This is a genomic window from Achromobacter sp. Root170 (genome assembly GCF_001428165.1).
Taxonomy (GTDB): domain Bacteria; phylum Pseudomonadota; class Gammaproteobacteria; order Burkholderiales; family Burkholderiaceae_B; genus Achromobacter; species Achromobacter mucicolens.
In genome coordinates this window covers 662,797-683,601 of the sequence record NZ_LMHN01000012.1, presented here as the reverse complement: position 1 = coordinate 683,601, position 20,805 = coordinate 662,797, and the positions used below count along the sequence as shown (strand labels likewise).

The 20,805-nt window shown below is 65.8% G+C and carries 16 protein-coding genes; 3 read left to right on the top strand and 13 right to left on the bottom strand.

What is annotated here, in order from left to right; translation table 11 throughout:
• The first annotated feature begins 116 nt into the window (after positions 1-116).
• Positions 117-2,489 (top strand): RNA-binding transcriptional accessory protein Tex, encoded by a 2,373-nt coding sequence (gene tex / locus ASD87_RS13300; protein WP_056322161.1) that lies wholly within the window; start codon positions 117-119, stop codon positions 2,487-2,489.
• 131 nt (positions 2,490-2,620) lie between these two features.
• Here the strand turns inward: tex and ASD87_RS13295 are convergent, their stop codons facing one another.
• From ASD87_RS13295 to ASD87_RS26900, 13 genes are all read right to left on the bottom strand, one after another.
• Positions 2,621-3,976: a tryptophan--tRNA ligase gene (locus ASD87_RS13295; RefSeq protein WP_056322159.1), complete on the bottom strand. Its 1,356-nt coding sequence runs from the start codon at positions 3,974-3,976 to the stop codon at positions 2,621-2,623.
• An 83-nt stretch (positions 3,977-4,059) separates the two neighbouring features.
• Positions 4,060-4,383, bottom strand: coding sequence for a DUF3325 domain-containing protein (locus tag ASD87_RS13290; protein ID WP_056322155.1), 324 nt, complete (start codon positions 4,381-4,383; stop codon positions 4,060-4,062).
• A complete protein-coding gene (locus tag ASD87_RS13285) occupies positions 4,380-6,068 on the bottom strand; it encodes a PepSY domain-containing protein (RefSeq protein WP_056322154.1) in 1,689 nt (562 codons plus the stop codon). Before ASD87_RS13285 ends, ASD87_RS13290 begins: the two co-directional genes overlap by 4 nt.
• Positions 6,065-6,346, bottom strand: a complete 282-nt coding sequence (locus ASD87_RS13280; RefSeq protein ID WP_056322151.1) for a DUF3649 domain-containing protein — start codon at positions 6,344-6,346, stop codon at positions 6,065-6,067. Before ASD87_RS13280 ends, ASD87_RS13285 begins: the two co-directional genes overlap by 4 nt.
• A 105-nt stretch (positions 6,347-6,451) precedes the next feature.
• Positions 6,452-8,980 (bottom strand): TonB-dependent siderophore receptor, encoded by a 2,529-nt coding sequence (locus ASD87_RS13275; protein WP_056322149.1) that lies wholly within the window; start codon positions 8,978-8,980, stop codon positions 6,452-6,454.
• An 80-nt stretch (positions 8,981-9,060) separates the two neighbouring features.
• A complete protein-coding gene (locus ASD87_RS13270; RefSeq protein ID WP_082586271.1) occupies positions 9,061-10,050 on the bottom strand; it encodes a FecR domain-containing protein in 990 nt (329 codons plus the stop codon).
• Positions 10,043-10,576 carry a sigma-70 family RNA polymerase sigma factor gene (locus ASD87_RS13265; RefSeq protein WP_056322146.1) on the bottom strand — a complete coding sequence of 178 codons (534 nt, stop codon included), beginning with the start codon at positions 10,574-10,576 and terminating at the stop codon, positions 10,043-10,045. Before ASD87_RS13265 ends, ASD87_RS13270 begins: the two co-directional genes overlap by 8 nt.
• A gap of 112 nt (positions 10,577-10,688) precedes the next feature.
• Positions 10,689-11,780, bottom strand: a complete 1,092-nt coding sequence (gene zapE, locus ASD87_RS13260; RefSeq protein ID WP_056322144.1) for a cell division protein ZapE — start codon at positions 11,778-11,780, stop codon at positions 10,689-10,691.
• 92 nt (positions 11,781-11,872) lie between these two features.
• A complete protein-coding gene (gene lpdA / locus ASD87_RS13255) occupies positions 11,873-13,300 on the bottom strand; it encodes a dihydrolipoyl dehydrogenase (RefSeq protein WP_056322141.1) in 1,428 nt (475 codons plus the stop codon).
• 132 nt (positions 13,301-13,432) lie between these two features.
• The gene (gene odhB / locus ASD87_RS13250) at positions 13,433-14,668 is read right to left on the bottom strand and encodes a 2-oxoglutarate dehydrogenase complex dihydrolipoyllysine-residue succinyltransferase (protein WP_056322139.1); all 1,236 of its coding nucleotides are present in this window, start codon (positions 14,666-14,668) and stop codon (positions 13,433-13,435) included.
• Between the two features lie 103 nt (positions 14,669-14,771).
• Positions 14,772-17,639, bottom strand: a complete 2,868-nt coding sequence (locus ASD87_RS13245; protein ID WP_056322136.1) for a 2-oxoglutarate dehydrogenase E1 component — start codon at positions 17,637-17,639, stop codon at positions 14,772-14,774.
• A gap of 327 nt (positions 17,640-17,966) precedes the next feature.
• On the bottom strand, positions 17,967-18,437 hold the full coding sequence (locus tag ASD87_RS13240) for an Lrp/AsnC family transcriptional regulator (RefSeq protein WP_056322133.1): 471 nt from the start codon (positions 18,435-18,437) through the stop codon (positions 17,967-17,969).
• Positions 18,434-18,631: a hypothetical protein gene (locus ASD87_RS26900; protein WP_142050206.1), complete on the bottom strand. Its 198-nt coding sequence runs from the start codon at positions 18,629-18,631 to the stop codon at positions 18,434-18,436. The genes ASD87_RS13240 and ASD87_RS26900 overlap by 4 nt, the downstream gene beginning before the upstream one ends.
• Here ASD87_RS26900 and ASD87_RS13235 point away from each other — a divergent pair.
• Both ASD87_RS13235 and puuE read left to right on the top strand, forming a co-directional pair.
• Positions 18,630-19,646, top strand: coding sequence for a 1-aminocyclopropane-1-carboxylate deaminase (locus ASD87_RS13235; protein WP_056322131.1), 1,017 nt, complete (start codon positions 18,630-18,632; stop codon positions 19,644-19,646). The genes ASD87_RS26900 and ASD87_RS13235 overlap by 2 nt on opposite strands.
• Positions 19,647-19,820: 174 nt before the next feature.
• A complete protein-coding gene (gene puuE, locus ASD87_RS13230) occupies positions 19,821-20,765 on the top strand; it encodes an allantoinase PuuE (protein WP_056322128.1) in 945 nt (314 codons plus the stop codon).
• Positions 20,766-20,805 lie beyond the last annotated feature (40 nt).

Genomic DNA, 20,805 nt, shown 5'->3' with positions numbered 1-20,805 from the left:
GCGGCCTGCCGCAACGCCGTTGGCAGAGGGACGGATCAGTCCCTTCTGCCACGTTCCGTAACAACGGCTTATGGCACAATCCGCCCCTCGTTTTCCCTTTTTGCCGTCGTATAGAGATGTCTGAAACTTCCACTATCACGAACGTCGCCGCCGGCGTCGACAACGCCCGCATCGTCGCTCAGCTCGCCACCGAGCTGGGCGCCCGCGCCTCTCAAATCGCTGCGGCGGTGGAACTGCTGGATGACGGCGCGACCGTGCCCTTCATCGCCCGCTACCGCAAGGAAGCGACCGGCGGTCTGGACGACACCGTGCTGCGCAACCTGGAAGTCCGCCTGGGCTACCTGCGCGAGCTCGAAGACCGCCGCGGCGCCATCCTGGAATCCATTTCGCAGCAAGGAAAGCTGACGGCCGAACTGCAGCAGGAAATCGCTTCGGCCGACACCAAGCAGCGCCTCGAAGACTTGTACGCGCCGTACAAGCCCAAGCGCCGCACGCGTGCCCAGATCGCCCGCGAAGCCGGCCTGGAACCCCTGGCCGACGCCATCCTGGCCGATCCCGCCTGCGATCCCGCAGCCCTGGCCGCGCAGTACCTGAATCCCGAAGCCTCCATCAACGACGCCAAGGCGGCGCTCGATGGCGCGCGCGACATCCTGGCCGAACGCTACGCGGAAAACGCCGACCTGCTGGCCGACATGCGCGAGCACCTGTGGTCCACCGGACTCGTGTACTCGAAGATGATCGAAGGCAAGGAAACCGAAGGCGCCAACTTCCGCGACTGGTTCGACTTCAACGAGCCGCTGCGCACCCTGCCGTCGCACCGCATCCTGGCGCTGCTGCGCGGCCGTCAGCAAGGCGTTCTTGAACTGCGCCTCGGCCTGGAAGCCGACCTCGAAGCGCAGACGCCGCATCCGTGCGTGGCCCGCATCGCCAACTTCCTGAAGCTGGGCAATGGCCTTTTCGCGCTGGACGCCACGCCGCGCGCGCGCTGGCTGGGTGAAGTCTGCCGCTGGACCTGGCGCGTGAAGCTCCTGACCGCCTTCGAAAGCGAACTGATCGGCCGCCTGCGCGAAAGCGGCGAAGCCGAGGCGATCCGCGTGTTCGCCGCCAACCTGAAAGACCTGCTGCTGGCCGCCCCCGCCGGTCCCAAGGCCGTGCTGGGCCTGGATCCCGGCATTCGCACGGGCTGCAAGGTCGCGGTCATCGACCAGACCGGCAAGGTCGTCGACACCACCACCGTGTACCCGTTCGAACCGCGCCGCGACCGCGACGGCACGATCAACACGCTGGCCGCGCTGGTGGCGCGCCACAAGGTGGACCTGATCGCCATCGGCAACGGCACGGCTTCGCGCGAAAGCGAAAAGCTCGTGGGCGACATGATGGAGCGTTTCCCCGACCTGAAGGTCACCCGCGTCGTCGTGTCCGAGGCGGGCGCGTCGGTGTATTCCGCATCGGAAACCGCCGCCCAGGAATTCCCCGACCTGGACGTCACGCTGCGCGGCGCCGTGTCCATTGCACGCCGTCTGCAGGACCCGCTGGCCGAACTGGTCAAGATCGACCCCAAGGCCATCGGTGTCGGCCAGTACCAGCACGACGTCAACCAGCGCGAACTGGCGCGTTCGCTGGACGCGGTGGTCGAAGACTGCGTGAACGCGGTGGGCGTGGACGTGAACACGGCATCGGCCGCGCTGCTGGCCCGCGTGTCGGGCCTGAATTCGCTGCTGGCCAAGAACATCGTCGCCTTCCGCGACGAGAACGGCGCGTTCCCCACCCGCGACGTCCTGCGCAAGGTGCCGCGCTTTGGCGACAAGGCGTTTGAACAGGCCGCAGGCTTTCTGCGCATCCCCAACGGCGACAACCCGCTGGACGCGTCGGCGGTGCACCCGGAAGCCTATCCCGTCGTCGAGCGCATCGTCGCCAAGATCAAGACCGAGGTGAAGCAGATCATCGGCCAGCGCGAGGCCCTGAAGGGCGTGTCGCCGTCCGACTTCACCGACGAACGCTTCGGCCTGCCCACCGTGAAGGACATCTTTGCCGAACTCGAAAAGCCCGGCCGCGACCCGCGCCCGGAGTTCAAGACGGCGCAGTTCAAGGAAGGCGTGGAAACGCTGAACGACCTGTACCCCGGTATGGTGCTGGAGGGCGTGGTGACCAACGTGGCCAACTTCGGCGCGTTCGTGGACATCGGCGTGCACCAGGACGGCCTGGTGCATATCTCGGCGCTGGCCGAGAAGTTCGTGAAGGATCCGCGCGATGTGGTGCGCGTGGGTCAGACGGTCAGCGTCAAGGTGCTGGAAGTGGACGCCGCGCGCAAGCGCGTGGCGCTTACCATGCGCCTGAACGACACCGCCGCGTCGGCCCGCCGCAGCGCCGATGCGCCCAAGGGCGGTGACCGTCCCCGCCGTCAGGGCGATGGCGGCCGCAACGCGGGTGGCGCGGCCGGATCGATGAACAGCGCCATGGCCGACGCATTCGCCAAGCTCAAGCGCTGATCCGCCGATCCGCTGCACTGCCCAGATCCCGGCGCCCGATGCGCCGGGATTTTTTTTGCACTGTTAATGGAGCAAGCAGCTGAACTGCATGCGCGACGGCGCGGATTGCCCGCGCCGTCTTCGGCTGCCGTTTATTCCTGCGCCAGCGACAAGAGCGCTTCGCGGGTACGGGCGAGGCGCGCCGCGGGCTCGCCCTGCATGCCCTCGGGCGCGGTGGCGACGGTCACGCCATCGATCACCGCCGCGTAGCCCTCTGCCTGCGCCTGCAGGACGCTGTCAGCGGGTTCGGACTGCAGCCGGCGCATCAGGGCGCCCGCTTCCTTGGGATCGGCAAAGCGCTGCGACAACAGCAGTTCCTCGCCGTCGGCCGCCAGCAGGCGGAACCGGAAGCCGCCGTCCTCGTCACGGAAGCTGACGAAGCGCGCGCCCTTGGATTTTTCCTTCTTGCCCTGCGCGCCCTTGCCGGCCGTGGCGGCTGCGCTCAGGTTGCGCAGACCCACGGCCTCGCGCAGTTCCTGCATGAAGGGCACGGCAAGCTTGCGCGCCTTGGCCGCGCCGGCTTGCAGGATGTCTTCGATGCGGCCCGGATTGGCCATCAGGTCGACGTACTTTTCGCGCATCGGCGCAAGCAGCGCTTCCAGGTGCTCGAACAGCGCCTGCTTGGCGTCGCCCCAGCCCATGCCCGCTTCGAGCTGCTGGCGGAACGCCGCCGATTGCTCGGACGTGGCGAATGCGCGGTACAGCGTGTACAGGTGGGAGGATTCGGCATCCTTGGGTTCGCCGGGCTCGCGCGAATCGGTCACGATGCGCATCACCGAGGCGCGCAATGCGCTCTTGCCGCCTTCGAACAGCGGAATGGTGTTGTTGTAGCTCTTGGACATCTTGCGGCCGTCCAGCCCCGGCAGCGTCGCCACGTCTTCTTCGATGACCACTTCCGGCAGCGAGAAATAGTCGCGTCCGTACAGGTGGTTGAAGCGCTGCGCGATGTCGCGCGCCATTTCCAGATGCTGGATCTGATCCCGGCCAACCGGCACCTTGTTGGCGTTAAACATGACGATGTCGGCCGCCATCAGGATCGGGTACGAGAACAACCCCATGGTGATGCCGTCGTCCGGATCCACGTTCTTGGCCACGTTCTGGTCGACGGACGCCTTGTACGCATGCGCCCGGTTCATCAGGCCCTTGGCGGTCACGCAGGTCAGCAGCCAGCTCAGTTCGGGGATTTCGGGAATGTCCGATTGGCGGTAGAACGTCACGCGTTCGGCGTCCAGGCCGACCGCCAGCCAGGTGGCGGCGATTTCCAGGCGCGAGCGCGCCACGCGTGCCGGATCGTCGCACTTGATCAGCGCGTGGTAGTCCGCCAGAAAGAAGAATGCGTCGACGCCGGGCTGCGTGCTGGCCTGCACCGCCGGACGGATCGCGCCCGCGTAGTTGCCGAGATGGGGGGTTCCAGTCGTGGTGATGCCGGTAAGGACGCGGGTATTCATGAGGCGAGAAGGCGGTTGCTAGGGGAAGCCGTCAGTGTAACGTGCCGCAGCGCGGCCCTGCCCGCCCGCAACGCAGCCCGCGCCTACCAGACCGCCAGCACGGGCGCGGCCAGCGCGCACAGGCCGCCCGCGGTCAGCGCCGCGCGCGGACGGAAGGTCAGGAACCAGATCAGCAGCAGGCCGGCGATGCTGAGAATGCCGATCCATTCGACCGTCCCGTAGCTCCAGCCCCAGACTGCCGCGGACGCCCACAGCGACAGCGCAAGCGCCGTCCAGCCGAACAGCCGCAACGGCAGCCGATGACGGCGCGGCAAGGCGCGGTCGAACAGATCTTCGTAGTGACGGTCCATGGCCAGGCACAGAGCGGAAAACCCGGCATAGGCCAGGCAGAAGGCGGCAAGCGTCATGGCGTATCACCTCGCGGTTCGAAAGCGGTGCGGTGCACGGCGGCCGGAACGGCGGGGTCGTTCGGGGCGGGCGCAGCGGCAGCGGACTTGACCGCCTGGGCGCGCGCGGCGCGGGGCTTGCCCGCGGATCGGGTGGGCGCCTTGCGGGCCCGGGCAGCCTTCTGCGCCATCCATGCAAAAAACAGGGCGCTTGCCAGGCACGTCAGGTCAAAACCCGCCATCACCCAGTCGCCCTGCGGCAACGAGACGCCCAGGTGCCGGTGGGTAGTCAGCGCATTGACCACGGGCACCAGGGCCAGCGCGGCGGCGGCCACCGCCAGCAGGTCCTGCCATTTGCGCCGCTGGAAGAGAAACGCATAGACCAGCGACAAGCCCCAGGCGATGAAGAACGCGCGCACCTCCCACACTTGGCGGCCCGGCATGTCGGCGGGCAGCAGCCGGTTGGCCAGGAATACCGCCGCCACGCCGAACACGACCCCCGCGATGGTGCCCGCGTTCAGACCGTCCACCAGCCGCAGCGAGAACGCTTCGCGCGCATCGCCCGGCCGGGCCTTCTGGCGGCGCTTGGTGATCCACAGCACCAGGCCCGTGGCCACCATGGCCGTGCCGGCCAGGCTGACGATGAAATACAGCCAGCGCAGCACCGGTTCGGCGAACAGGCCCAGGTGCAGGCCGGTGATCACGCCCGCGGTCAGGGCGGTCGCGCTGCGGCCGGCCTCGGACTCCTGCAGCGCGCCCGTCACCCCGTCAAAGCGCATGAACGGCGCCATCAGCCCGTACGACACGCCGTCGCCCACGTGGCGGCTGATGGTGATGGTGGCGCCCGCGTCATTGGGATTGTTGACGGTCACCCGGCCGACGCGGCCTTGCCACTGCTGCTCGGCCTGCGCCACCAACGGAGCAATCGGAACCAGCGGCGCGGGCTGGTTCAGCGGCGGCGTGACCTTGAAGGCCTTGAAGACCTCGTTGGTGTAATCGCGCGGATTGTCGTACACGGCCTGGATGCCGGCCGGCATCAGCATCACCATGAACAGCACCAGGCCGCTGAAGGTGATCATCAGGTGAAACGGCAGGCCCAGCACGGACAGCACGTTGTGGCCGTCCATCCAGGCGCGCTGGCCGCCCTTTCCGGGCCGGAAGGTAAAGAAATCAGCAAAGATCTTCTTGTGCGTGATGATGCCGCTGATGATCGCCACCAGCATGAACATGCCCGCGATGCTGGCCAGCCAGCGTCCCCACGGAAACGCAGTTTCCAGTTCGAAATGGAAGCGGTAGAAGAAGTCGCCGCCGCGGGTCTGGCGCGGCGTCACGGCCTGGCCGGTGGCCGCGTCCAGCTTGACGCGCACGAAACCGCGCTCGCCCGGCTTGGGCTTGGGGGTCTGGTACAGCAGCTGGATCAGGGGCTCGCGGTCGGACGGCGGCGTGATGAACCAGCGCTTGGCGTCAGGCGCGTTTTCCGCCAGATAGCGCTGCGCCGTGGCGACGGCCTGGACGGCGGGCGCCGGCTGCACCTGGATCTCGGGCTGCATCCAGCGCGTGATCTCGGGCCGGAAGAACGCCAGCGAGCCGGTCAGGAACATCGCGAAAAGCACCCAGCCGAAAATCAGGCCAGCCCACGTATGCAGCCACGACATCGACTGGCGCAGGCCCTCTTCACCGGGATGCCTGGTCTTGGACGCCTTCATGCCGCCCCCACGAGCCGGTGCGCGAGAAACAATCCGCCCAGCAGCGCGGCGGGGACCAGGATGCCCGCCCAGGCGCGCCAGGCGTTGCGCGTGGCGAACACCCAGATCACGCCGCAGGCATAGACCACGAAGGACATCAGCTGCGCCGCGGTCACGGCATCGGGCCGCCCCAAGGGCAGCCAGACCGCCAGACAGGCGGCCGCCGCAGAGGCCAGGGCATAGCCGCCCAGGATGGCGGCCGTCGCGCGGGAGAATACGGCCAATCGGTAGCGCATCATGCCTGCGCCGGCTGCGGGAGCTTTCACGGGAGTTCTAGGTGGTTGCGGGGACGTGGCCGGCCTGAATTATAACGATTCTCGTTAATACAGGAACGGCCAACCTGCTTACCAGCGATACCGCAGGCTCGCCTTGATGGAGCGCTGGTAGCCGAACCAGCACCAGGACTCGCCGGAGCACGACGCGATGTACTCCTTGTCGAACAGGTTCTGCACGTTCAGCGCAACCTGCATGCCCTTGAGCGCGGGCGAGGCGCGGCCCAGGTCGTAGTCCAGCATCAGGTCCACCAGCGTGACTTTCGGCACCTTCAGCGTGTTGGCCTCGTTGGCGTACGACGAACCGATGTACCGCACGCCGCCGCCCACGCCAAGGCCGGCCAGCGGGCCTTCCTGAAGCTGGTAGCGCGCCCAGGCCGACGCCTGCTGCGACGGCAGCGCGGCGGGGGTCTTGCCGGTCAGGTCAAAGCCCGCCGCATTCGGATAGGCCTTGGTGTATTCGTTGTTCATGACCGAGTAGGCGGCAATCAGCGACAGGCCGCGCATCGGCTCGGTCTTGGCCTCGAGTTCGATGCCCTGCGTGCGCAGCTCGCCCGCCTGGATCGAGCAACGTCCACCCGCCGTGCCGCACAGGTGCGTCGGGTCCGGGTCGGTGGTCGTCATGTTCTCGCGGCGGATGTCGAAGGCCGCGAAGGTCAGCATCGTGGCCGAGCCCGGCGGCTGGTACTTGATGCCCACTTCGTACTGCTTGCCCTCGATCGGCTTGAACGGCGTGTTGTTCCAGCCCGTGCCCGACTGCGGCTCGAAGGATTCCGAGTAACTGAAGTACGGCGCCACGCCGTTGTCGAAGTTGTAGATGGCGCCGAACCGGCCCGAGAACGCTTCGGCTTTCAGCTTGGACGGGGTGACGCGGCCCGAGGCGATCGCCGTCGTCTCGCCCACGTTGCGCGACCAGTCGTAGCGCCCGCCCAAGAGGAACGACAGACGGTCGATCTTGATCTGGTCCTGGAAATACACGCCGGTCTGGTACTGCGTGGAGGTCGCGTCGCTGGAGAATGCCGGCACGGGAATGTTCTGGAAATTGTCCGGATTCTTCACGTAGAGCGCAGGCGCGGAACCAAAGCCCGACAGCGTGTCGGTCTTGACGTGCTGGTAGTCGAATCCCACCAGAACGTTGTGGCCGATCTTGCCGGTGTTGAAGCGGGCCTGCAGGTTGTTGTCGATGGTCAGCGCCCCCACATCCACGTCGGTCGCGATCGAGGCGCGCTGATGGTACAGGTAGGTCCTGTCCGTATAGCCGTAGTAGTTGGTCATCGCGCCATAGACACTGCGGTACTTGGCGTCCGAGTGCGTCCAGCGCAGGCTTTGCGAGGCCTTGAAGGTGTCGTTGAAGCGATGGTCCAGGATGTAGCCCAGCGAGTAGCTCTTGCGGTCGCTCTTTTCGAAATTGGCGTCGCCATCGTAGTAATCGGCGGGCAGCCGGAAGCCGTCGGGCGCGCGCAGCAAGGTGCGCATGGCCGGCACCGCACCGTACGACCCCATGTCGGGATCATGCTGGAAATTGGTCAGGATGGTCAGCGAGGTATCGGCATTGGGTTTCCAGGCGAACGCGGGCGACACGAAGTAGCGGCGTTCCTTGGTGTCCTGCACCTGCCCGTCCGACATGTAGCCCGATCCCACCAGGCGATACAGGTACTTGCCCTCTTCGTCGATAGGGCCGCCGAAGTCGAAGTTGGCGCGGCGGAAGTCGTAATTGCCAACCTGCAGCTCCACCTCGCGCAGCGGCTCGTCCAGCGGCCGCTTGCTGACCTGGTTCACCACGCCGCCCGGACCGCCCTGCCCGTACATGACCGACGCCGGCCCCTTGAGCACATCCACGCGCTCAAGGCGGAAGGCATCGACCTGCGGCAGCGCATCGCGGCCGCCGAACACGCGCAGCCCATCAAGGTAAGTGGACGCCGAGAATCCGCGCACGTTGAACTGGTCCAGGCGGGTCGCCGTGGCGCCGCGCGACTCGGTGGCCACGCCCGCCGTGTAGCGCAGCACCTGATTCAGCGTCTGCGCGCCCTGCTCGGTGATCTGCTCGCGCGTGACCACGGACACCGACTGCGGCGTCTCGATCAGCGGCGTGTCCGTCTTGGTGGCGCTGGCGCTGGCGGTGGCCACGTAGCCCACCGTGGGCGCATAGGCGCTGTCCGACATGCCCGTGACCGTCACGGGCGCCAGCGTGTGCGTATCGCCCGCGGAGGCCGGCGCGGGCGCCAGCGTCCACGTGTTGCCCGATTGCGCGCGGGCCTGCAGGCCGCTGCCCGCCAGGATGCGCGAGAAGCCCGCGCCCACCGTATACGCGCCGTTCAACCCGTCCGAACGCCGCCCCCGCACCAGCGCCGGATCGAACGACAGCACCACGCCCGCGCTGCGCGCAAACTGCGTCAGCGCATCGGCCAGCGGCCCTGCCGGAATCTGGAAACTGCGCTGGCCGTTGGCGGCTGCTGCCGCGTCGGCGGCTGGCGCGGACTGCGCCCAGGCCGCGGGCGCGCCGGCGGCCAGCGCCCCGGCGCACGACACGGCCAGCACGGCTTGACGGCCGGCGGTCAGCGGTGCGCGCAGGCGGGTGTGGATTGAAGCGGACACAAACATCTCCCTGTACGGTGGTTTCTTTCTGCTTTCCGTACGGGGATGCAAAACCTGCAATGCGCCGGCAAGAAAATTTGTAACGCTCAGGCGTCGCTTGGTCCGACCTGCAGCCAATAGTGCGTGTGGCGCGTGACGGTGATCGGCAGGGAGTGTTCCAGCGCCTTGAGCGCGCGCTCGGCGTCGTCCAGCGGAAACACCCCGGAAAGCCGCAAGGCCGCCACCGCGGGATCGACGCGGATGACGCCCACGCGCTGGCGGGCCAGGTATTCGGCAAAATCGTCCAGCCGCCATTCCTTGGCCACCACCATGCCGTCCACCCAGGCGAGCCGGTCCGGGTCCGTCGCGCCGCGCTGAAGTTCGCCGTCTTCGGCAGGAAACAGCCGTTCACCGGCGTCAAGCTGCGTCAGGACGCCATGGCGCAGCAGCGCCACGCTGCCTTCGTAAACGCCCACGCGCGCGCCTTGCGCCGTTCGCCGCAGGTCGAACCGCGCGCGCTCGGCCTGCACTTGGCCGTCGCCGGTGTCCACGCGCAGCGTCCGCGCGCCCGGATGCGGCTCGGCCTGCACCAGCATCTCGCCGCGCAAGAGCGCAATATCACGTACGTTGCCGCTGACGTTGACGCGCACGGCAGAATCGCTGTTCAGGGTAACGCGCAGCCCGTCCGCCAGCGCAAGGGCCTGGCGCTCGCCCACGCGGGTGCTGTAGTCGGCGACCAGCCGCTGCCAGGGCGCATGACGGTAGCCGGCCCAGCCGGTGGCGGCCACGCCGGCCACGGTCAACAGGCTGCGCAGCGCGGCGCGCCGGCCGCGCGAGGCTGGCGCATTCAACGCGGTGTGCGCCAATGCCGCCGGCACCCGGCGCGCGTCGCGGCCGATGTCCTGCAGCCGGTCCCACGCCACGCGATGCGCGGGATCCTGCGCAATCCAGGCGCGGCACGATTCGCGCGTTTGCGCGTCCGCCACGCCCGATTGCAACCGGCTCCACCAGACAATGGCCTCGCGCACGACGGCCTCCGAAGGGGCGGCATCCGAGGACCTGCCCGCGGCGGGCATGAGGTTCAGCGCGTCAGGCATGGATCGCCGCATAGCACGCGGACATCGCGCGCACCATGTATTGCTGCACGGAGCTCAACGACACATCGAGGCGTTCGGCGATCTCGGGATACGTCAGGCCGTCCAGCTGCGACAGCAGGAACGCGGCGCGGGCCTTCGGCGGCAGCCCGTCCAGCAGGCGATCCAGCTGCACCAGCGCCTGCAATTGCTCGGCCTGCGCCTCGGGCGACGGCGCATAGGTTTCGGGCACGCTGGCCAGATAGGCAAGGTACGCGTGTTCCAGCGCGGCGTGGCGCTGGTGGTCGACGACCAATCCCTTTGCGATGGTGGTGAGGAGCGCCCGGGCCTCGTTGGCCCGCACCTGCTTGCGGCCCTGGATCACCCTGACGAAGACGTCCTGCGCCAGATCCTCGGCGCGATGTTCGCAACCCAGCTTGCGGCGCAGCCATCCGAACAGCCACGGGCGGTGATCGCGGTACAGGCCATCGACAGGCGCGACCTGGGCGTCGACGCACGGGGCCGATGAGGAAAGCAAGGTGGAAGACACGGATGAGACTGCGGCGCGGGACCAAAAGTCTCAAAATCTTAATTGATAATGACTTGCATTAACAATGATTGACCTCACCCGGCCCCGAAATTGCGGGCCGGGTGACGCATTACTACAACGTCGCGGCCAGGCGGCGCTCGGATTCGAGGTACTCGCGCGACTGCATTTCCAGGATGCGCGAGACGGTCCGGTGGAACTCGTTGGCCAGCGCGCCTTCCGTGTAGATCTCTTCGGGCTCGCACTCGGCCGACATGATGAGCTTGACGCGATGGTCGTAGAACACGTCGATCAGCCAGGTGAAGCGGCGCGCCTCGGACGCCTGGCGCGGGCCCATGCGCGGCACGCCCGACAGGATCACGGCGTGGAAGCGGTTGGCCAGCTCCAGGTAGTCGTTCTGCGAACGCGGACCGCCGCACAACGTGGCAAAGTCGAACCACACCACCGAGCCGCCCAGCGCCAACGCGCGGATCTCGCGATGCTCGATGTGCAGCACGGGCTCTTGCGGGGGGGTGTCGGCCAGCGCGTCGAAGGCCGCCTGCAGCGCCTGCTGCGCATGCTCGTCCAGCGGCGTGTGATAGCTCTGCACCTGCTCCAGCGAGCGGCGGCGGTAATCGATGCCCGCATCCACGTTCATGACGTCCATGCGCGACTGGATCAACGCGATGGCGGGCAGCACACGGTCACGGTGCAGGCCGTCGGTGTACAGCGTGGAGGGTTCGTAGTTGGACGTCATCACGAACGACGTGCCGTATTCGAACAGCTTGAGCAGCAGGCGGTGCAAAATCATTGCGTCCGCCACGTCGGAAACGTGGAATTCGTCAAAGCAGATCAGCCGGTAGCGCTTGGCCACGCGCTTGGCGACCTCGTCCAGCGGATCCTGCATGCCCTTCACTTCCTCGAGCTCACGGTGCACGCCGCGCATGAATTCGTGAAAGTGCAGGCGCGTCTTGCGCACCACCGGCACGGTGGCATAGAACGCATCCATCAGGAAGCTCTTGCCGCGGCCCACACCGCCCCACAAGTACACGCCGCGCGGCACGTCGGGACGGTTCAGCAGCTTTTTCAGCGCGTTCGAGCGCATCGACTTGAACTTGACCCATTCGTCGTAATAGCGCTGCAAGCGGTCGATCGCCTTCTTCTGCGCGTCGTCGGGCTTGTAGCCGCGTTCGGCCAATGCGTGTTCGTAGTAGTCGCTGACGTTCATAGGGGAACCGGATCAGGCTGAAATGGTAATGGCGGTAAAGAAAAGGGCGGGTCCTGGAACCCGCCCCCGGTCTTGCAGCAGTCAGTCGCGGCTTAGAAGTTCAGCGCACGCTTGTCCACGGCCAGCGCGGCTTCCTTCACGGCTTCCGACAGGGTCGGGTGCGCGTGGCAGATGCGGGCGATGTCTTCGGCGGCGCCGCGGAATTCCATGATGGTCACGGCTTCCGAGATCAGTTCCGAGGCCATCGGGCCCACAATGTGCACGCCCAGGACTTCATCGGTCTTGGCGTCGGCGATCACCTTGGCAAAGCCGGTGGTGTCGCCCAGCGCGCGGGCGCGGCCGTTGGCCAGGAACGGGAAGCTGCCGGCCTTGTACTCGCGGCCTTCGGCCTTGAGCTGCTGTTCGGTCTTGCCGACCCAGGCGATTTCCGGCGAGGTGTAGATGACCCACGGCACGGTGTCGAAGTTGACGTGGCCGTGCTGGCCGGCGATGCGCTCGGCAACCGCAACGCCTTCTTCTTCAGCCTTGTGCGCCAGCATCGGGCCGCGCACCACGTCGCCCACTGCCCAGACGTTCGGCAGGTTGGTCTTGCAGTCGCCGTCCACGGCCACGAAGCCGCGTTCGTCCAGCTTCAGGCCCACGGCGTCGGCGTTCAGGCCGCCGGTGTAGGGCACGCGGCCGATCGAGACGATCAGCTTGTCCACGACCAGCTTCTGCTCGGCGCCCTTGGCGTCGACGTAAGGCACGGTCACCGACTTGGCGGTCGCCTTGATCTCGCCGATCTTGACGCCCATCTGGATGTTCAGGCCTTGCTTGGTGAAAGCCTTCAGGGCTTCCTTGGCCACTTGCCCGTCGGCGGCAGCCAGGAATTCCGGCATCGCTTCCAGGATGGTGACTTCCGAACCCAGGCGGCGCCACACGCTGCCCATTTCCAGACCGATCACGCCAGCGCCGATGACGCCCAGCGTCTTGGGCACGGCGCCGATGTTCAGTGCGCCGTCGTTGGACAGCACGACCTTTTCGTCGAACGGCAGGCCGGGCAGTTCACGCGCCGACGAGCCGGTGGCGACCACGACGTGCTTGGCAACCAGGTCTTCCTCGGCGGTGCCGGTGACCTTGATGGCCCAGCCGCCTTCCACTTGGCCGCTGAACGCGCCCTTGCCGTGGAAGAACGTGACCTTGTTCTTCTTGAACAGGTACAGGATGCCGTCGTTGTTCTGCTTGACCACCGTGTTCTTGCGGCCGATCAGCGTGTCGAGCTTCAGGCTGACGCCCTTGACTTCGATGCCGTGCTCGGCGAAGTGGTGGTTGGCTTGCTCGTAGTGTTCCGACGATTGCAGCAGCGCCTTGGACGGGATGCAGCCGACGTTGGTGCAGGTGCCGCCGGGAGCCGGGCCGCCTTGGCCGTTCTGCCAGGCGTCGATGCAGGCGACCGACATGCCGAGCTGCGCGGCGCGGATGGCGGCGATGTAGCCGCCGGGGCCTGCGCCGATCACGACGACGTCAAATTGTTTGGACATAGTGTTCTCGCGAATGAGGGGTGAAGAAGCGCACTTCCTGCCCAGCGGGGTCGTGCTGCGGGCCGGCGGGGAGCCGGCCCGGGCGCCGCGCGACTTGCGGGTCGCGCTCGGCGCCGGCCAGGGGCGTCGAGATTACAGGTCCAGCAACAGGCGCTGCGGATCTTCCAGGGCGTCCTTCATGGCGACCAGGCCCAGCACGGCTTCGCGGCCGTCGATGATGCGGTGGTCGTAGGACAGGGCCAGGTAGTTCATCGGGCGGATGACGATCTGGCCGTTTTCGACGACGGCGCGATCCTTCGTGGCGTGCACGCCCAGGATGGCCGATTGCGGCGGGTTGATGATCGGGGTCGACAGCATCGAGCCGAACACGCCGCCGTTGGAGATCGAGAACGTGCCGCCGGTCATTTCTTCGATGCCCAGCTTGCCGTCAGCAGCGCGGCGGCCGAAGTCGGCAATGGTCTTCTCGATGTCGGCGATCGACAGCTGATCGGCGTTGCGCAGGATCGGCACCACCAGGCCACGCGGGCTGCCGACAGCGATACCGATGTCGAAGTAGCCGTGATAGATGATGTCCTTGCCGTCGATCGAGGCGTTGATCAGCGGGTACTTCTTCAGCGCGGCAACAGCGGCCTTGACGAAGAACGACATGAAGCCCAGCTTGATGCCGTGTTCCTTTTCGAACTTGTCCTTGTACTTGGCGCGCAGGTCGATGACGGCCTGCATGTTGACTTCGTTGAACGTCGTCAGGATCGCGTTTTCCTGCTGCGATTGCAGCAGGCGCTCGGCGATGCGGGCGCGCAGGCGGCTCATCGGCACGCGCTGTTCCGGACGGCCGTCCAGCGACAGCGTGGTCGGGGCGGGCGCGGCGGCAGCCTTGGCCGGCGCGGCCTTGGGCTGGGCGCTGGCGGCCAGGGCGTCGCCCTTGGTCACGCGGCCATCACGGCCGGTGCCCGACACGGAAGCGGCGTCAACGCCCTTCTCGGCCAGGATCTTCGAGGCGGCGGGCGAAGCGACGCCGGCAGCGGCGGTCGAGGCCGGGGCGGCAGCGGCGGGCGCCGGCGCGGCGGCGGCTTGCTCAGCGGCCTTGGGGGCTTCGGCCGGTGCGGTGGCGGCGGCGGCGGCCTTGGCGGCGGTGTCGATGCGGGCCAGCACTTCGCCGGAGGTCACGGTGCTGCCATCGCCCTTGACGATTTCGGACAGCACGCCCGAGGCGGGGGCCGGCACTTCCAGCACGACCTTGTCGGTTTCGACTTCGATCAGGATTTCGTCGGCTTCAACGGCAGCGCCCGGCTGCTTCTTCCAGGTCAGCAGGGTCGCTTCGGAAACGGATTCGGAAAGTTGGGGAACGACGACGTCGGTAATAGCCATTTTGTTTATTCCGTAGAGAGTGTGTTCTTGTCACGCGGCGCGGCAAGGTTCGAAACGGGGTTCCGGAACGCTTGCCGCCCGCGGCGCGTGCATCAAGTAAGGGTTACTTCGTCAACATGACCTTGAACTTGGGCGCGAAGGCCGTTTCGATCAGGGCCTTCTGCTGCTCCTGGTGCTTGGCCAGGTAGCCCACGGCCGGCGATGCCGACGCAGCACGGCCTGCGTAGCCAAGCTTCTGGCCTTCGACCATGTTCTCGTACACGTGATGCTGAACGTAGAACCAGGCGCCTTGGTTCTGGGGTTCGTCCTGCACCCAGATCACTTCGGTTGCCTTGGGGTACTTGCGCAGTTCGGATTCGAACGACTTGTGCGCAAACGGATACAGCTGCTCGACGCGGATGATGGCGACGTTGTCGGCGCCACGCTCGCGGCGGGCGTTGACCAGGTCGTAGTACACCTTGCCCGAGCAAGCCAGCACGCGCTTGACCTTGCTGGCGTCGATGGCCTCGTCGACCTCGCCGATGACCGGGCGGAAGCTGCCGCCGGCCAGATCGGTCAGGGGCGAACCGGCGTCCTTGTTGCGCAGCAGCGACTTCGGCGTGAACAGCACCAGCGGCTTGCGGAACGGACGGATCATCTGGCGGCGCAGGACGTGGAAGATCTGCGAAGCCGACGTCGGCTGAACCACTTGCATGTTGTTGTCGGCGCACAGCTGCAGGAAGCGCTCGATGCGGCCCGACGAGTGCTCGGGACCCTGGCCTTCGTAGCCGTGCGGCAGCATCAGCGTCAGGCCCGACTGGCGGCCCCACTTGGCTTCGCCGGAGCTGATGAACTGGTCGATCACGACCTGGGCGCCGTTGACGAAGTCGCCGAACTGGCCTTCCCAGATGACCAGCGTGTTCGGTTCGGCGCTGGAGTAACCGTATTCAAAGCCCAGCACCGCCTCTTCGGACAGCACGGAGTCGATGACGGTGAACGGCGCCTGGCCTTCCGACACGTTCTGCAGCGGAATGTAGGTGCCGTCGTTCCAGCGTTCGCGGTTCTGGTCGTGCAGCACGGCGTGGCGGTGCGTGAACGTGCCGCGGCCCGAATCCTGGCCGGTGATGCGGATGGCGTAGCCCGAGGACACCAGGGTCGCGAAGGCGAGGTGTTCGCCCATGCCCCAGTCCAGGTTCATTTCGCCCTTGGCCATGGTGCGGCGGTCGTTCAGCAGCTTGGCGACCAGCGGGTGCACCGTGAAGCCTTCCGGCACGGTGGTGATGCGTTCGCCGATGCGCTTGAGTTCAGCCAGCGGCACGGCGGTGTCGGCCTGGTCGGTCCACTTGGCGCCCAGGAACGGCGACCAGTCGATGGCGTACTTGCTCTTGTAGTCGGTCAGCACCGGTTCGATGGTGCGCTGGCCGTCTTCCATGAGCTGGCGGTAGTCCTTGACCAGCTGATCGGCTTCGCCGTCGGCCAGCACGCCTTGCGTGGTCAGCTTGTCGGCGTACAGCTTGCGCGTGCCGGGGTGGTGGCCGATGCGCTTGTACATCAGGGGCTGCGTCAGCGACGGGGTGTCCTGCTCGTTGTGGCCCAGCTTGCGGAAGCAGACGATGTCCACGACGACGTCGTGGCGGAACTGCAGACGGTAGTCCAGCGCCAGCTTGGTGACGAACACCACGGCTTCGGGATCGTCGCCGTTGACGTGGAACACCGGGGCTTCGATCATCTTGACCACGTCGGTGCAATACAGCGTCGAACGCGAGTCACGCGGGTCGGACGTGGTGAAGCCGATCTGGTTGTTGATGACGATGTGCAGCGTGCCGCCCGTACCGTAGCCGCGCGTCTGCGCCAGGTTCAGGGTTTCCATCACGACGCCCTGGCCGGCAAAGGCCGCGTCGCCGTGCACCAGCACCGGCAGCACTTGCTTGCCTTCGGCATCGCCGCGGCGTTCCTGGCGGGCGCGTGCGCTGCCTTCGACGACGGGGTTGACGATTTCAAGGTGCGACGGGTTGAACGCCAGCGACAGGTGGACGGGGCCGCCGCGCGTGGACAGGTCGCTCGAGAAGCCGTTGTGGTACTTCACGTCGCCGTCGGTCAGGCCTTCGGCGTGCTTGCCTTCGAACTCGGCGAACAGGTCGCCGGGCATCTTGCCCATGATGTTCACGAGCAGGTTCAGGCGGCCGCGGTGGGCCATGCCGACCACGATTTCCTGGACGCCGTTTTCACCGGCGTGGTTGACCACTTCGTCCATCGAGGCGATGAAGCTTTCGCCGCCTTCCAGCGAGAAGCGCTTCTGGCCGACGTACTTGGTGTGCAGGAAGCGTTCCAGGCCTTCGGACTCGGTGAGCTGCTGAAGGATGTGGCGCTTTTCTTCCGCGGTGTACGTGGGCGCGCCCAGCGTGGTTTCCAGGCGTTCCTGGATCCAGCGCTTGGCGGCGGGGTCGGAGATGTGGGTGAATTCTGCACCGATGCTGCGGCAGTAGGTGTCGCGCAGCGCCTTCAGGATGTCGCGCAGCGTCATCGTGCTGGCGGTCGTGAAGTAGGTGTTGGTGGCCGAGTACGTCTGGTCCAGATCGGCTTCGGTCAGGCCATAGAAGGCGGGATCGAGCTCGGGGATCGGCGGACGTTCCTGGCGCTTGAGCGGATCGAGGTCGGCCCAACGCGAACCCAGCGAACGGTAGGCGGCAATCAGCGATTGCACCGAAACCTGCTTGCTGGCCACGCTCAGGTCGGGTTCGGCGGCGCGTTGCACGAAGGCATTGGCCTTGGCGCGCTGGGCGAACGATTCGACGATGGGAGCATGGGCCTGGTCGCGAGTGGATTCCTGGCCGTCGGTTGCGGGAGCGTGCTGCAATTGGTCGAAATATTCGCGCCAGTTGTCAGGTACCGAACCGGGGTTATCGAGGTAGGCTTCGTAAAGCTCCTCGACATACGGGGCATTACCCCCAAAGAGGTAAGACGTGGATAGAGATTCTATTTCCGAAGACATATCGCTTCACCTTTACGAGTGCTTCACTCGAGACGATGCAGGAAAACCTTCCGCGACACGGGCTTCCCGTTAGGCGGATAGCAGGGGCAGAAGGCGCGTACAAGCCTTGAAAGCCTATGGTCGAGAAGTATAACCCTTTGAGTTTACGGGCGTCTTCCCGCATTTCCGTGACGCGAAAGCCCTTTGGGAATGCCGTCATGCAGCAACGGAATGTCCGTCCAACCCCTTCCAATGCGCCGTCTACGCGCCACCAAAATCGGTCAATGCAAAATGCCGCAGCGCGTCATTTTGAATAGCAGAAAAGGCAAGTGTTGCATTTACGCCGCGTCAAACAGGCAGCGCAGTGGTCGACATGATCTCTTTCAAGACGAAAAAAGTGCGAATTTGGCGTACGCCGGGCAGCTTGATGATCTCGCCCGCATGCAGCTTGTTGAATCTTTCCAGGTCGCGGATGCGCAGCATCAGGAAGTAGTCGAATTCGCCTGCCACCAGGTGGCATTCCAGGCAGCCGCTGATGCTCTTGGCCGCTTCCTCGAAGTCGGTGAACGAGTCGGGTGTGGAACGGTCAAGCACCACGCCCACGATGACTAGCGTGGCCATGTCCACGTCGGCAGGTTCAAGCAGCGCGACCGTCTTGCGGATGATGCCTTCGCTTTTGAGCCGCTCGACGCGCCGCAGACACGCCGCCGGACTGAGATGCACGCGCGCGCTCAGGTCCAGATTGGTGATCTGCGCGTCGTCCTGAAGAATGCGCAGGATCTGGCGGTCGATGCGGTCCAGCGTGAAAACGGCAGTCATGGAATGCGTCCCTGAAAATTAAATTTGGTCGCGGTTTTTAATTTGGAAATATTAGATGCATAAATACCAATAAACGAAGTTTCGATTTGGCGGATTGAAAAAATACGCAATTGACCCCTCAAGCCCATGATTTCTATGATTTTTGCGAACCCTGCCAAAAAGCGCAGGCCGCCCGAATCATCAGGAGCCACCATGGATCTGCAACGCTTTCCCCGTCATCGCCTGACCTTCGGCGATACCCCAATCGAAAAGCTGGACCGCCTTTCACAGCATCTGGGCGGCAAGGTCGAGATCTACGCCAAGCGCGAGGACTGCAACAGCGGCCTGGCGTTCGGCGGCAACAAGCTGCGCAAGCTTGAATACCTGATCCCGCAGGCGCTGGAACAAGGTTGCGACACGCTCGTCACCATCGGCGGCATCCAGTCCAACCACACGCGCATGGTCGCGGCGGTGGCCGCCAAACTGGGATTGGCCTGCGTGCTGGTGCAGGAAAACTGGGTGGATTATTCGGATGCGGTCTACGACCGCGTCGGCAACATCATGATGAGCCGCCTCATGGGCGCGGACGTGCGGCTGGTCGACCAGGGTTTCGACATCGGCTTTCGCCGCAGTTGGGAAGAGGCGCTTGAAGAAGTGAAACGCCGCGGCGGCAAGCCCTATGCGATTCCCGCGGGCGCGTCCGACCATGAGCTGGGCGGGCTGGGCTACGTCGGCTTTGCCGAAGAGGTGCGCCGCCAGGAAGCCGATCTGGGATTCAAGTTCGACTACATCGTCGTCTGCGCGGTCACGGGCAGCACGCAGGCCGGCATGGTCGTGGGCTTTGCCGCCGACGGCCGCGCCGACCGCGTCATCGGCATCGACGCATCCGCCACGCCGGAGCAGACGCGCGCCCAGGTCCTGCGCATCGCGCGGCGCACCGCCGACCTCGTCGGACTGGACAGACCCATCGAAGACAAGGACGTGGTGCTCGACACGCGTTACGCCTACCCCGCGTATGGCCTGCCGTCAGCCGAAACCAACGATGCCATCCGTACCTGCGCCCGCCTGGAAGGCATGATCACCGACCCCGTGTACGAAGGGAAATCCATGCAGGGGATGATGGACATCATCCGCAAAGGCGAGATTCCCGCCGGTTCGAAGGTCCTGTATGCGCACCTGGGAGGGGTGCCGGCGATCAACGCCTACAGCTTTCTCTACCGCAACGGATAGCGGTGGCTTCGGCGTCTTGGGGTGGCCTTGCGGGGATTTGCGGTGACGCCAAGCCCCCCGTAGGGCAACCCAGGATGGCGCGGGAGGGGCAATTGATGTACATACTTTGTATACACAAATCCATGCGCGAATCGTGTGTTGCCTTGCCACGGTTTCGCGTTCCCCCGTCCGCCCATGCCCGCCTACGATTCCACCCAGCCTTACCCCCGCGACCTGGTCGGCTACGGCCGCAATCCACCTCACGCGCAATGGCCAGGCAACGCGCGGATTGCGGTGCAGTTCGTCCTGAATTACGAGGAAGGCGGCGAAAACAGCGTGCTGCATGGCGACGCCGGCTCCGAGCAGTTCCTGTCCGAAATGTTCAGCCCCGCCAGCTATCCGGACCGGCACCTCAGCATGGAAGGCATCTATGAATACGGTTCGCGGGCGGGCGTGTGGCGCATCCTGCGGGAATTCGAAAAGCGCCAGCTGCCGCTGACGGTGTTCGGCGTCGGCATGGCGCTGCAACGCCATCCGGACCTGACCGCGGCGTTCGTGGAACTGGGTCATGAAATCGCCTGCCACGGCTGGCGCTGGATCCACTACCAGAACGTGGATGAAGCCACCGAGCGCGAGCACATGCGCCTGGCCATCGACGCCATCACCACGCTGACCGGCACACGGCCGCTGGGCTGGTACACCGGCCGCGACAGCCCGCGCACCCGCACGCTGGTCGCCGACGACGGCGGATTCGAGTACGACAGCGACTATTACGGCGACGACCTGCCCTTCTGGATGCAGGTGCGCAAATCGGATGGCGCCACGGCGCCGCAGCTCATCGTGCCCTACACGCTGGACTGCAACGACATGCGCTTTGCGCTGCCGCAGGGCTTCTCCCACGCCGATCCCTTTTTCCAGTACCTGAAGGACAGCTTCGACGCGTTGTATGCCGAAGGCGACGAGGCGCCCAAGATGCTCAGCATCGGCATGCACTGCCGCCTGTTGGGCCGGCCCGGCCGCATCGTTGCCCTGCAACGTTTCCTGGATCACATCGCGCGCCACGATCGCGTCTGGGTGTGCCGCCGGCTGGACATCGCGCGGCACTGGAAAGCCACCCACCCCTACATATCCGACCGTTGAACAGGACGACCATGACCAACAATCTGAACGAGCCGAACGT